Below are 13751 nucleotides of genomic sequence, written 5' to 3' on the forward strand. Positions count from 1 at the left end.
TATTTTAAAGCTCGGGTGCTATTTTATAGGAAGTGGGGATAGCAAGTGTGGCTATCATGGCGCTTGGCGAAGGAGGAGCCAAGTGCGTTGTTTTTTCTAGGAAATAACCGGACTTGGCTCGACAATATGATCGAAGAATATATAATATGCTTTTTGTTTTTATCTAACAAGTTATTTTGACCAGCAGCATTAACTTATTTTCAAGATAATCTTTTCCAAGGATATGCTCTGAAAAAAAGTATGCTGCTCAACTCAGCATACCCTTGCCCTTTTATAAATCATCGATCACAATATAAGCTGCTTTGACCGGTCCATGAACACCGACGACAAGATTCATTTCAATATCAGCAGAGTTGCTTGGACCTGTAATAAAATTTATGCAGGATGCTACCTTCTCTCCTGATTTTACTTTTTCCCGAATGATTCTTGCTGCTTGTGTCATGCGCGGTACCAATGTACTTTTCGGGATCATTATGACAGAGGCTGCAGGGAGGAAGCTGACAGTACGGCCCCTATCCTTGCTGCTGAATAAGACTGCTGTGGCAGATTCAGCCAGGGTAATATCACTGAACGTGATTCCTATATTTGCATGTGCAGCATACTCTATGTTTTTTTCCCCCATAGAATAATCCCATTCATGCACCTCCACACCTTCTTTCGGCCAAATTTCTTTGAATAGCTTTGTGAGTCCGAATTGCCCATAGCGCTCGTCCTTCCAGGTTACAACTGGCCCCCCGCCAAATTCGCCAACAATTTTTTTTAGCGTTTCAGGCAAGGCTTCAGCACTTGTTTCAATCAGGTCCGTATGTATCTTCGTACACTGCGTTTTTAAGGCTTCAAGCAGCTCATCTTCATTGGCTTCTTTTAAAACTGCGTCCTGCGGGCTGTAGCCCCAGTTTGGCCTTTCGACTCCATCAATTCTTTTTTCCCTTCCTAGACGTTCTGCAATTTTACTGAGAAAAGCATCTCTATTTTGGATTAATCCATTCACTTTTGCACACCTCCTTTTGACCGGTTTTGGAACCAATCTCTAAATCTTTCTTTATTTGGTGCAGGAAAATCGCGGATTTCTGTCCAGGCTTTTAAAGGTCCAGGCCCCTTAGTGATTTTTTCGCCTGCAGTGAACGGGTTCATTGCTGTTGGAGCAAGTTTTGAACCTATCTTATAAAGAGATGGAGATGCTGCCCCAAGGCCAAAAGCCTTCATAGCCATTTTTTCAGAGATTGGCGCCCTCCCCTCTTTCTCCACAATAACCTGGCGGTGCTTATGAAGGAGCTCATGCAGCGGAATTTTAACCGGACAGGCTTCTGTACAAGCTCCACAAAGAGTAGAGGCATAAGGAAGTTCCTTGTAGTCATCATAGCCTCCCAAGAGCGGCGAAAGAACAGCTCCAATCGGTCCGGAGTAGATAGAGCCGTATGAATGTCCTCCAACATGTCTGTATACCGGACATACATTGACACATGCAGCACAGCGGATACATTGCAAGATGGATTGGAACTCTCCACCCAAAATGTCCGAACGTCCATTATCGACGATGACCAAATGAAAATCCTCAGGTCCATCAACATCGAACTCTTCCCTTGGCCCTGAAAGTACAGTTATATAGCTTGTCAACTTCTGGCCAACAGCGCTTCTAGTCAGCATGCTGACCAGCACTTCCATTTCTTCATAAGTAGGCACGAGCCTTTCCATACCCATTACGGTGATTTGTGTCTTCGGCAGTGATGTAACGAGATCTGCATTGCCTTCATTCGTTACTAAAGTTATGGAGCCCGTTTCTGCAACAGCAAAGTTGCACCCCGTTATACCAACATCTGCTGTTAAGTATTCCTGGCGAAGCATTTCTCTGGCATGCCACGCAAGCTCTTCAGGCTTCTCTGTATTCCGGTAGTTCAACTTCTCAGCAAACACGTCACGTATTTGTTCTTTATTTTTATGAAGGGCCGGTGCCACAATATGCGAAGGAGGATCATGGTCATCCACCTGCAGAATATATTCTCCCAAATCAGTTTCAATGACTTCGCATCCTGCTTCTTCCAATTTGGCATTTAAGTTTATTTCTTCAGTAACCATCGATTTTGATTTCACAACTTTTTTTGCATTTTTCTTTTCAATTACTGTCCTAATATAACCTGATGCCTCCTCTGCAGTTTCAGCAAAATATACGTGTCCGCCCCTTTTAGCCACATTTTCACTTAACTGGTATAAGTAATAATCAAGATGCTCAAGGACGTGCTGCCGTATTTCCTCTGCAAGAGACCTCCATTCTTCCCAGTTCCCCAGTTCATGGACAGCATCAAGCCTTCTTGTCTGAAGCCTTTCCTGTGCTCCTGACACAGCCCCTCGCATAAAAGTATTATTAATCCCAGCATCCACACGCTCTTTAAATTCATCATTTGGACCTATTTTCATAGCCATTCTCATTCCCCCTAACAAAAAAGACCTCAAAATTAAATCATTCAGCGGCTATTTAAAACTTCAGCAATGTGCAGCACCTTTATCGGTTTGCCTTGTTTCCCAATTCTTCCTCCTATATTCATTAAACACCCTGCGTCTGCACCAATTAAGTAATCTGCACCAATCTCTTCAATATGTTCTACCTTTTCATCCACCATTTGTTGGGAAATCTGCGCCATTTTGACCGAAAACGTTCCACCGAAACCACAGCATTGCTCTTTCCCTGGAAGCTCGGTAAATTCAAGACCTTTCACTTTTTTTAATAATTTCATCGGTGCTTCCTTTACTCCCAGAAGGCGTGTCATATGGCAGGACGTATGATAGGTGGCTTTCCCATCAAGCCTTGCACCAACATCGTCTATCTTTAAAATATCAACAATAAATTGAGTAAGTTCATACGTTTTTTCTGCAAGCTCTTTTGCTCTTGATTCCCACACTGAATCTCCTTTAAATATGTGGGGATACTCATGAAACATATAGGCGCATGAACCTGAAGGAGATACAACATACTCAGCATGTTCAAATGCTGTGATCATCCTTTTCATAGCTTCCTTTGATTCCTTTACATATCCGCTGTTATAAGCAGGCTGGCCGCAGCAAACCTGTGATTCCGGAAAATCTATTTCGCATCCCAGCCATTCAAGCAATTCGACAGTTGCTTTGCCGGCATTCCCCTGAAACAAATCTACCAGGCATGTCGCAAAAAGGCTTACCTTCATACTTCCCTCTCCCTAAGCAATTTTTATATCTATTATTTTACTATACTTGGGATAACCTTTGCTTCAATTTAAAAAATATTCAAATAATTTTACTCTGCACAATTGCACCTGTAATCTGACAATGTTTTACTTCCTTTAATTCCGGCAAAAATATGATAAAATGATATGATGTCTAAGATGCAAATAAAGGGAGTTCAAAATAAATGACTGTAATAGCAAGTACGCTGAATGCGAAATATATTCATACAAACATTGCCATCCGCTATTTAAAGGCTTATGCTGAGCCTGATTTTAATGTGGAGCTGGCTGAATATACAATTAAAGACCCTGTGATGAATATCGTTACAGACCTTATTCGCAAAAAACCTTCTGTGATTGGTTTTAGCTGTTATATATGGAATATTGAAGAGACTATTAAGGTCATTAAAATGATTAAAAAAATTGATCCTTCCATTCACATTGTAGCTGGAGGACCTGAGGTAACGTATGATGTTGCCGAATGGATGGAAAATATAAACGAATTTGATTTTATTGTGATCGGAGAAGGTGAAGAAACCTTCAAGCAGCTTTTAACTGAATTAAATGGCGGCATGAATATGGAAAATGTGCACGGTCTCGCTTTTAGGAAAGACGGTCAGGTCTATATTAATCCGCAGCGGAACAAGCTTGATTTGCGGGAGCTGCCTTCTCCATTCCGATTTGAGGAAGATATTCCTCACCTATCGAAGCGTGTTACTTATATAGAGACAAGCCGAGGATGCCCGTTTAGCTGCCAGTTTTGCCTATCTTCCATAGAAGTGGGGGTGCGCTACTTTGACAGAGAAAAAATTAAAGAAGATATCCGGTATTTAATGAAAAATGGTGCCAAAACTATTAAATTTGTTGACCGCACTTTTAATATCAGCCGCAGTTATGCTCTTGAGATGTTTCAGTTTCTGATCGATGAGCATCTGCCCGGAACTGTATTTCAGTTTGAAATCACTGCAGATATCATGAGGCCTGAAGTTATCGAATTTCTTAATAAAAATGCACCTGCAGGTTTATTCAGATTTGAGATTGGCGTTCAGTCAACGAATGACTACACAAATGAACTGGTTATGAGGAAACAAAACTTCGATAAGCTTTGCAGGACGGTTACAATGGTTAAAGATGGAGGAAAAATCGACCAGCATCTTGATTTAATTGCAGGACTGCCCGAGGAAGATTATCATTCCTTCAAAAAAACATTCAATGATGTTTTTGCAATGCGTCCGGAAGAGCTTCAGCTTGGCTTCTTGAAAATGCTGAGAGGCACTGGCCTAAGACTAAGAGCCAAAGAACACAACTATATATATATGGATCATTCCCCATATGAAATACTGGGAAATAATGTTCTTTCTTTTGATGATATTATCCGTATTAAACAGGTTGAAGATGTTTTGGAGAAATATTGGAATGACCACAGGATGGATGCTACAGTTGAATATTTGGTCACAAAAGTCTTTCCTACTCCTTTCGACTTTTTCCAGGAGTTCGGCAGCTATTGGGAGAAAAAAGGATGGTCCCGAATTGGCCATCAGCTGGAGGATCTCTTCAGGCGCTTATTAGAGTTCCTTCAATACAAGGAAATTTCAGATCTTGATATTGTCGAGGGCCTTATGAAATATGACTATATTTCAAAGCAAAAGTATAAGCCAAGAAAACCATGGTGGCAGCCAAGCTTTGAAAAGGCTGAAAGGTCAAGGATTTATCAGTATCTCCTTGAAAAACCTGACCAATTGGGAGAAACCTTTTCCAGTCTGAAGCTATCTGAAAAAGAAATATACAAACACACATTATTAGAAAATCTGACATTTGATATTGAGAAATATTTTAAAGAAAACAAACTGGAGCGGAAAGAAACAGCCTTCCTCGCCTATTTTGATCCAAGTGAGGAAAAGGTGTCCATCTTCTCGGGTGCCCTAAATAATTTATAAATGCTAAAAAAACCGGCAATGCCGGTTTTTTTAGCATTTATCATCATTTCTGTTTTTATTTTTTTCGCGATTCATAAATGGCAGCTCATATAATTTATTTGCGTTTATATCGCCAAACTCCATCCCAAATTCTATATTCGAAGAATCACTGTGTTTGACGTCTTTTGGCTTTCTTTTATTCACTAGGCTCTACCCTCTCTCCCATGTTTGGAGTTTCGGTTTGCTGTTTTCACCGTGTTTTCACCCTGGCTGAATTCCGCTGAGAATTCTGATTCCTGCAGGTTCTTTTTAGGAGTTTTGCTGTATTTTTCAACCGCATTATATTCAGCTTTGCGCTTGGCCATCCTTATCTCCTCCTTTTAAGCTAAATTTACTTTATTATTTTTCGTAAAAAAACAGCTTTCATTCCTGTATTAAGCTTCCTTATTTTACTTCTGAAAATAATGATAAAAAAAATCCTTCAACATAAAATAAGCAAAAAAGGAATGAATCGCTTTGACAAACAAGAAGAGCAAAAACACAGAAAATATTGGAATTGATAATACACTTCCGCATCAAATTGAAGCGCCAAGCTTTAAAGATACAGGAATAAACCTTCAGCCACCTTTTAAGAACTCATTTGATGTAACCATCGGGGACAGTTTCTACTCGTCAGACAACTCACCTTTGGAGAACTGGAGTGATGAGACGGATCCTGAAATAATGGCAGGCGATGAATGGGTACATCCAACAAATGATATTGGGTGGAACACAACGGAAAACAAAGAGCTCCTTGAAAGCAGGAAACCTCCGCAGGGATATCCTTTTATGCACCCCACAAAAGATGTAAGCCGAGGTACTGACTAAAGGAAATACAAAAGCAGTCCGGAATTTTCCGGACTGCTTTTTAGCCAATAATAACGCGTTCTTTTGGATAATGAAAATTTGGCTGCTTTTCTTTTCCACCTATTATATATAAGAAAGAAGTCAATCCTATTCTCCCAATAAACATTAGCGCCATAATAATACACTTCCCTATATTTGACAGGTCCGGGGTAATCCCCATTGATAAACCCGTGGTACCAAAGGCGGAACAAACCTCAAAAATAATCTCTATAATATGGTGGTTTTTCTCGGTAATACTTAGAATCACAACCGAGATAAAACACATTCCCACAGCAAGCAGAGTGATTGCCAAGGACTTAAGTATATCATCTTCGTGAATTTCTCTCTTAAAGACCTTAATATCGCGATTTCCCCTTGCAAAATGATAGATGAAGAGAATATTGACGGCAAAAGTAGTCGTCCTGATTCCTCCGCCGACTGAGCTTGGTGAAGCCCCGATAAACATCAAAATACTCATTACCAAAAGCGTGGGCATAGTGAATTCACTGACATCCATGGTTGATAGGCCACCGCTTCTTGTCGTTGCTGATTGAAAGAATGCGTAAAAAAAGCTCTTGTGCCAGCTCATGTCTTTAAAATAATGTCCGAATTCCATTACAAGCAAAATTACCGTGCCGAATACAAGGAGAATGGCATATGTAACAGTGGTCAGCTTTGCAAATAAAGAGAAACGGAATGGCTGCCCATGATCCCATTTGCTCCTGAATAAATATGCTTTTGTTTCAATTAGTACCGGGAAGCCTATTGCTCCTAATGTAATCAGGATAATATTAATAAGCTGGACAAAATAGTCGCCGGCATAAGGCTGCAAAGATGCACCGGTAATATCCATCCCTCCATTAGTCGTGGCGCTTACTGATGCGAAAAGAGCGTGAAGAAAGGCTTCATCCCAAGTCGAATAATACTTTAGAAAATGAAAGCCAAGGATTAGCGCACCAATTGTTTCAATTACAAGGATAATCTTAATAATCTCCTTAATTAAATTAACAAGTCCAGATAAAGCATATTGATTATGGTCCACCATAATTAAACGGCGTCCCCGGAGTCCAATTTTGCGGCCAAGCAAAAGCCAAAAAAAGGTTCCCAATGCCATAATGCCTATCCCGCCAAACTGAAGAATAAACATGATGACAAAATAGCCGAAAACACTGTATGTTTCTGAAATATTAACCACTGACAGCCCTGTAACACTCACAGCGCTGACTGCAGTGAAAACAGTGTCAATAAATGCCACTTCAACACCAGGCTTATGAACACCCGGTATCCTCAATAACAAAACCGAAACAGAAACTGCCAATAAATAATATCCTGATATCACTTGGGCAGGTGTAAGTTTATCCAGCCAATGTCTTAAATCTTTCCACATAATATACCTGACCCTTCCGAAAATTTTCCTAACCCTTATCATAAAGAATATACCCTGTTTTTTAAAGGGCTATAAGAAAATTCGCACGAAGTTTTTTATTTTTATATAATAAAACTAGAAAAGCGCTATGCGCCCACCTATTGGACAAGCTTTCTTTTGAAAATAAATCAGGAGGATATATAACATGCTATTGCCTGATCTTGCAGAAAAAATCATTGCCGAAGTACGTAAATTTCTTCATGAAGATATCATTGTTGCCGATACATGCGGCGTCATCATTGCAAGTACGGATACAAGCAGAATCGGAACCTTTCACGAAGGTGCTCTGATTACAATAAAAACCCGAGACAAGTTAATCATAACGAAAGAAGACCAAACAAGACTGAAGGGGGTAAAAGCAGGCATTAATCTCCCCATATTCTTTAAAGGCGAAACGGTTGGTGTTATAGGGATTACCGGGATTCCTGAAAAGGTTTCTCCATATGGGGAAATTATTAGGAAATTGACAGAGTTATTTATCAGCGAAAGCTATTATGCAGATCAGCTGGACTGGCAAGCCAGAGCGCTTGAAGGATTTATGTTTGACTGGCTCCAGACTAAAGAATGGGACCCTTCCTTTAGAGAACGGGCGCATTTGCTTAACATCAATCTCTCAATTGATAGGCAAGTCTCCATAGCTGAATTTAAACAGAGCCACCAATTGATGAACAGAGACCTCTGGAATACAATCCTATCCTGGAAGGAGGCCAGCCGGGACGATTTAATAATTCGGTGGGGAAATGACAGGATTGTCCTTTTAGCAGGGGCCTCCTCCACTAACAATCATTATCACCTAAAAGAGAAAGCTGCCCGCTTCCACCGTTTTTTGGAAAGTCTATTATTGAGACAAGTTTATATGGGCACAGGGAAGCCCGTTTCCCCATCCAATATGGCTGATGCATTCAGGCAGGCGGAACGTGCCTTAAAAATAGCAAAAGACCGAGGAAAAATCATTTTCGATGAAGATCTGACAATGGAAATGATATTTGATGACCTCTCTCATGAAACAAAAAAAGATTTTATTAATAGAACTGTAAGTCCAATTATTCATGAAGAAGATTTGATGTTAACCATCCAAGAGTTATTCAAACAAAACCATTCTCTTAAAAATACTGCTGAAGCCCTGCACATACATATTAATACTTTGCATTACCGGCTAAAAAAGATACATGACCTATCCGGCTTGAACACTTCAAATATTGAGGATCTTATTAAATTGTATTTAGCCATTAGACTTTTAGAGGAAGGTACAAAAAATCCCTAAATGTGTTGTTATTTTTCATACTTTTATCTATAGCAGGGCTTACCTGCTTTTTTTTATACTGAAATTATATACTTAGCTATTCAGCTTCACCAGTACATTTTAAGGGAGAGAAACATGAATGATCGACAGCCATATTAAAGATAAATTAAAAGCCATTGTTGGCGCTGAAAATTTTGATGACTCAAAAGCTGGGCGCCTGGTTTATTCCTATGATGCCACCCCTAACTTTCAATCCATGCCAGACGCTGTCATCAGTCCCCGAGATAAATATGAAGTTGCAGAGGTAGTAAAAATTTGCAACAGCAGCAATTTACCCATAGTAGCGAGAGGCTCCGGAACCAATCTTTGTGCGGGTACATGTCCAACAGATGGGGGCATAGTACTTCTATTCAGGCATATGAACAAAATTCTCGAAATTGATGAAGAAAACCTGACGGTAACTGTGCAGCCAGGTGTCATTACACTGAATATGATAAATGAGGTTGAAGCACGAGGGCTTTTTTATCCTCCTGACCCAAGTTCAATGAAAATCAGCACTATAGGAGGCAACATCAACGAGAATTCAGGAGGGCTTCGAGGTTTAAAGTATGGTGTAACCAGAGATTATGTGATTGGGCTGGAAGCAGTCCTGGCCAATGGGGATATTATCAGAACCGGAGGAAAGCTTGCAAAGGATGTGGCAGGCTATGATTTCACCCGGTTACTTGTAGGATCGGAAGGAACTCTGGGGATTATTACGGAAGCAATATTAAAATTAATCCCACTGCCTGAAACCAAAAAGACCATGCTGGCTCTTTATCAGGATTTGGAAGAAGCTGCTAAATCAGTATCTAAGATCATTTCACAAAAAATTATTCCGGCTACACTGGAATTTCTGGATCAGCCTACATTAAAAGTTGTTGAAGACTTTGCCCAAATAGGACTGCCTACAGATGTTCAAGCAGTGCTTCTGATTGAACAGGACGGTCCGCTGGAAGTTGTAGAAAGAGATATGCAGAAAATGGCTGAAATCTGCCAAGAGCATGGAGCTGTTTCAGTCAAAGTAGCAAAATCGGAAGGTGAGGCTGAAAGCTTGAGGACTGCCCGCCGTGCGGCATTATCAGCCCTGGCCCGCTTAAAGCCGACAACAATCCTTGAAGACGCAACAGTCCCAAGGTCGGAAATTGCCAAGATGGTAAAAGCAATCAACGAAATCTCAGATAAATACAGGCTTTCGATCTGCACATTTGGCCATGCCGGAGATGGGAATCTGCATCCTACGTGCCCTGCAAATGCCAGAGACCATGATGAAATGGAGCGCGTAGAAAAAGCATTTGAAGAAATTTTCATAAAGGCAATTGAGCTTGGCGGCACGATTACTGGAGAACACGGAGTAGGAGTTATGAAGGCTCCTTATCTCGAACTTAAGCTCGGTAAAGAAGGAATTGCAGCGATGAAGGCAGTTAAGGCTGCTCTTGACCCGAATAATATTTTGAATCCCGGGAAAGTATTTGCCAAGGACAGCAGAAAACGAGTGGTGGTTACAAAATGACAACAGAGAAAGAACAAGCAATCATACAGCAAGGATTTATGGAACGGATGGATGAGGATGAGCTGCTAAATTGTATGCGCTGCGGATTTTGCCTTCCCTCCTGCCCCACATATATTGAGTCAGGCTATAAAGAAAATCATTCCCCTAGAGGCCGAATCGCTCTGATGAAGGCAGTAGCAGATGGACTTATCGAACCTGATGAAGATGTTGAACGTTCCCTGGACCTATGCCTAGGCTGCCGTGCCTGTGAGCCTGTATGTCCGTCTGGCGTAAAGTATGGCCACCTGTTGGAGGAAGCAAGAGATATTATAAATCAGAACAAAAACCACTCACTTCCTGAAAAGGCTGTCCGCAAATTGGTTTTTAATGAGCTTTTTCCGCATCAGAAGAGAATGAGAACCGCAATGGGTCTTCTGGGATTTTATCAGCGTTCTGGGCTTCAATCTTTTGCCAGAAAATCGGGAATGCTAAAATGGCTGCCGGAAAACCTGGCGACAATGGAAAAAGTGTTGCCCAATGTTCCAACAATGAAAGAAATGAAGAATCGGCCAACACACCTATCTCCGAGGGACACGCCTAAAAAGAAAGCTGCCTTCTTTACTGGATGCTTAATGGATACGATGTTTCTAAAAACCAATAATGCAAGTTTAAAACTTCTGCAGCTCGCTGGCTGCGATATTGTGATACCTGAAAATCAGGCATGCTGTGGGGCACTGCACGGACATAGCGGTGAAAAACAATCTGCCAAAGAACTTGCAAAAAGGAATATTGAAGCTTTTGAAAAACTAAATGTTGATTATATTATTACAAATGCAGGCGGGTGCGGTGCTTTTCTTATTGATTACGGACACCTTCTCAAGGATGATCCTGAATGGGAAGGCAGGGCTAGGAAGTTTTCTCAAAAGCTGAAGGATATCAGTGAGGTTCTTTATGAACTTGATTTTCATTTGAAAGCAAAGCTCAACCTTCCACGCCAGGTTATAACCTATCAGGACTCCTGCCATTTGCGAAACGTCATGAGGACCGAAAATGCTCCCCGAATTCTGCTTAAATCCATTAATGGAATTGAGTTTAGGGAAATGAAGGATGCAGACAGATGCTGCGGTTCAGCCGGGATTTATAATATTGTCGAGTCCGAGATGTCTATGCAAATTTTAGACCACAAAATGATTCAGGCGAAATCAACAGATGCTCAAACTATTGTTACAGCTAATCCTGGCTGTCTTTTGCAAATGAAACTTGGCATTGAACGGGAAGGATTATCCGGGAAAGTAAAAGCTGTTCACATAGCAGATTTGCTTTTAGAAGCCGCTGGAGGCTAATAAAAATTCCTTCGCGAAAAAAATTACCACTTATGAAACTCCCTTAATTATTCATACTACAAATACAGAGAGCAGAAACTCTGTAGATCATTAAAAGGAGTTGAATACAATGGCACGAAGCAGCAATAAATTATTGGTACCTGGCATTGAACAATATATGGATCAGGTGAAATATGAAATTGCCCAGGAATTTGGTGTTCAATTAGGCTCTGATACTGTATCCCGGGCAAACGGATCTGTGGGCGGAGAAATCACAAAAAGACTTGTTCAGCAAGCTCAAGCTCAAATGTCCGGCCAAAACAATCAATAACAACTTTATATAAATGGAAAAAGTCCGGAGAATTCCGGACTTTACTGTTTATTATTCTTTTCTTTGTTTTTAGCAGAGCTCTCTGGCTTTTTGCCATTTCCTTTGCTTTCACTATTGTTCTTATTGCTTAACTGAACTTTATTATTTTTGGAATGGGTGTTTGACTCATTTTTTTTTTCGTTATTCTCTTTATCGCTATTCCCTTTGTTGTTTTGGGTATTATTATTCCCATTGCTCTTATCGCTGGGATTTTGGTTAGCTTTTTGCTGCTCGATTTTCTTTGTTTGACCCGGAGCAGGTGTTTTTTCTATCTGTGTTTTAGGTTTATCCATGTTTGCTGCAGCAGGAACAGGCTTTTCTTGTTTTTTAAATTGGCCTGGCGGAGTTTCTGCAGATTTTTTGTCTTTTTCTTGGCTTACCTCTTTTTCAACAGTCGCATTTTCAGAAGATGCTTTTTCTTTCTCAGAAGATTTTCTGTTTGCCTTTAATTGATTTTCTTTGTATAAGCCTGTAGTGATCCCCTTTTCAACTGCCTTTTCTCTATCTTCTTCACTGGCTTCAATCAAAGTAACTTCTAGCTGCTCTTTTTGTGCAGCTTCTTTTATTTCTGTTAGTTCTGCCTGAAAGACATCATCTTCTTTATTTTCCTCATCTGCATAGACTGCGGCAATAACCATCTCATTATTTTCCTTTAAATAACCCTGTTCTTTTAATTGATGGAGAATCTTTTCTGCTACAGCCTGGATATTTTCTTTTTTCCACTTCTTAATTTTTTCTACAATAAGCTTTCCGTCTTCATTGTAGGGCACGAGTTCAATTACCTGATGCTTTTCATTGACCCCTAATTCAATGCTCGGATTTACATCAATCGACATATATGCATAAACTTCTTCGCTTTGATAAAACGGCAAAAATGAAACGACTGCTAACAGAAGCGCAAAAGCTGCTGCAAATATGGCTTTACCTCTAAGTACATTAAAAATAGGTAAAGAAGATGACTTTTTTCCGTTTTCTTGTTCTAATGGGAAGAAATCAATTTCCTGTCCGATCACGTATACCCGGTCCTGTTTACGGGCACGCAGAAATTCACCTTCCGGGGTTAACAGCGTTAAAAACCGTTCGTTGATTTCCATTATAATTCCAGTTTTCACGTTTCCAACACCCCTTTGATATAATCCCTTAAATATACATAATCACCAGCTAAAATTAATGAGATGGCAATGATGTACTTTCTGTTTCTCTCTATTGTTTTTCTGCTGAGCGACACAAAGCTTTCTAATTGTTTAATCGGAAGCCTTTTCTTTTCAATAAGAATCGTTTTCAGCTCTTCATTTTCGACAAGAATTCTGGCAACTTCCATTGCATTTTTTCTGGCATCTGCATGTTTTGGAGACTGCTCAATCAGGTCGCTGAAGGTGAGATCGAATTGCTGAAGAATTTGTGTAAATTGAAGAATCTCTTCTCTTCTCAGTTCATCATCTGTTTTTTTCCTGAAATCTTCAATCGACAATTCATCTTCAATTGAGGAACCAGCAGACTCATCTTCATCCGTGATAGAACTGCCATCAAAACTAAGGCTTTGATATTTTGCCTGCTTGCGAATATAATCAATGACCCGCCTTTTGATCAATACTTCGGAAAAGCTGATAAGTGAGCTTCCTTTTTCCGGAGTGTACTTTTGAATCGCCTCATTAAAAGCAATAAGGCCAATGCTAAATTCATCATCAGATTCGTGAATATATCTTTTGCACACGGATGAAACTGTTTTAGCTATAAATGGCCTATACGAATCAATTAAATCATTTTGCAGTACTGCATCCCCCTGCTGTATTAACTCAACCGTTTCTTCAATCGATCTTTTCCGTTTTTTAGCCATGAACAATAAACTTAGCATTAGCCT

The 13751-nt window shown here is 40.2% G+C and carries 13 protein-coding genes; 6 read left to right on the forward strand and 7 right to left on the reverse strand.

Annotated features, from left to right (window positions below):
• Positions 1-271: 271 nt before the first annotated feature.
• The 3 genes from L634_RS0109490 to L634_RS0109500 are packed head-to-tail and all read right to left on the reverse strand — an operon-like array spanning position 272 to position 3179.
• Entirely contained in the window at positions 272-991 is a 720-nt protein-coding gene (locus L634_RS0109490) for a LutC/YkgG family protein (protein WP_026582243.1), read from the reverse strand.
• Complete coding sequence (locus tag L634_RS0109495) at positions 988-2421, reverse strand: LutB/LldF family L-lactate oxidation iron-sulfur protein (protein WP_026582244.1); 1434 nt, start codon at positions 2419-2421, stop codon at positions 988-990. Before L634_RS0109495 ends, L634_RS0109490 begins: the two co-directional genes overlap by 4 nt.
• A gap of 41 nt (positions 2422-2462) precedes the next feature.
• Entirely contained in the window at positions 2463-3179 is a 717-nt protein-coding gene (locus L634_RS0109500; protein WP_026582245.1) for a (Fe-S)-binding protein, read from the reverse strand.
• Positions 3180-3382: 203 nt separating this feature from the next.
• On the opposite strand from L634_RS0109500, the gene L634_RS0109505 reads away from it, so the two are divergent.
• Entirely contained in the window at positions 3383-5134 is a 1752-nt protein-coding gene (locus tag L634_RS0109505; RefSeq protein ID WP_026582246.1) for a B12-binding domain-containing radical SAM protein, read from the forward strand.
• A 182-nt stretch (positions 5135-5316) separates the two neighbouring features.
• On the opposite strand, the gene L634_RS33815 is transcribed toward L634_RS0109505, so the two are convergent.
• Positions 5317-5478 (reverse strand): hypothetical protein, encoded by a 162-nt coding sequence (locus tag L634_RS33815; RefSeq protein WP_198029742.1) that lies wholly within the window; start codon positions 5476-5478, stop codon positions 5317-5319.
• 151 nt (positions 5479-5629) lie between these two features.
• Here L634_RS33815 and L634_RS0109520 point away from each other — a divergent pair, with 151 nt between their 5' ends.
• Positions 5630-5980 carry a DUF3905 domain-containing protein gene (locus L634_RS0109520; protein ID WP_026582247.1) on the forward strand — a complete coding sequence of 117 codons (351 nt, stop codon included), beginning with the start codon at positions 5630-5632 and terminating at the stop codon, positions 5978-5980.
• A 40-nt stretch (positions 5981-6020) separates the two neighbouring features.
• Here L634_RS0109520 and L634_RS0109525 read toward each other — a convergent pair whose 3' ends face one another.
• The gene (locus L634_RS0109525; protein ID WP_026582248.1) at positions 6021-7385 is read right to left on the reverse strand and encodes a TrkH family potassium uptake protein; all 1365 of its coding nucleotides are present in this window, start codon (positions 7383-7385) and stop codon (positions 6021-6023) included.
• A gap of 184 nt (positions 7386-7569) precedes the next feature.
• On the opposite strand from L634_RS0109525, the gene L634_RS0109530 reads away from it, so the two are divergent.
• The 4 genes from L634_RS0109530 (at position 7570) to L634_RS0109545 (ending at position 11851) form a co-directional block, all read left to right on the forward strand.
• Complete coding sequence (locus L634_RS0109530) at positions 7570-8688, forward strand: CdaR family transcriptional regulator (RefSeq protein ID WP_026582249.1); 1119 nt, start codon at positions 7570-7572, stop codon at positions 8686-8688.
• 118 nt (positions 8689-8806) lie between these two features.
• Positions 8807-10219, forward strand: coding sequence for a glycolate oxidase subunit GlcD (gene glcD / locus L634_RS0109535; RefSeq protein ID WP_026582250.1), 1413 nt, complete (start codon positions 8807-8809; stop codon positions 10217-10219).
• Complete coding sequence (locus tag L634_RS0109540; protein ID WP_026582251.1) at positions 10216-11541, forward strand: (Fe-S)-binding protein; 1326 nt, start codon at positions 10216-10218, stop codon at positions 11539-11541. The genes glcD and L634_RS0109540 overlap by 4 nt, the downstream gene beginning before the upstream one ends.
• A gap of 109 nt (positions 11542-11650) precedes the next feature.
• Complete coding sequence (locus tag L634_RS0109545) at positions 11651-11851, forward strand: alpha/beta-type small acid-soluble spore protein (RefSeq protein ID WP_009331086.1); 201 nt, start codon at positions 11651-11653, stop codon at positions 11849-11851.
• A gap of 41 nt (positions 11852-11892) precedes the next feature.
• Here the strand turns inward: L634_RS0109545 and L634_RS30925 are convergent, their stop codons facing one another.
• Positions 11893-13002 (reverse strand): anti-sigma factor domain-containing protein, encoded by a 1110-nt coding sequence (locus L634_RS30925; protein WP_051428301.1) that lies wholly within the window; start codon positions 13000-13002, stop codon positions 11893-11895.
• Positions 12999-13745, reverse strand: a complete 747-nt coding sequence (gene sigI / locus L634_RS0109555) for an RNA polymerase sigma factor SigI (RefSeq protein WP_026582252.1) — start codon at positions 13743-13745, stop codon at positions 12999-13001. Before sigI ends, L634_RS30925 begins: the two co-directional genes overlap by 4 nt.
• Between the last annotated feature and the right edge of the window lie 6 nt (positions 13746-13751).

The organism is Bacillus sp. J33 (assembly GCF_000518885.1).
GTDB lineage: Bacteria > Bacillota > Bacilli > Bacillales > Cytobacillaceae > Cytobacillus.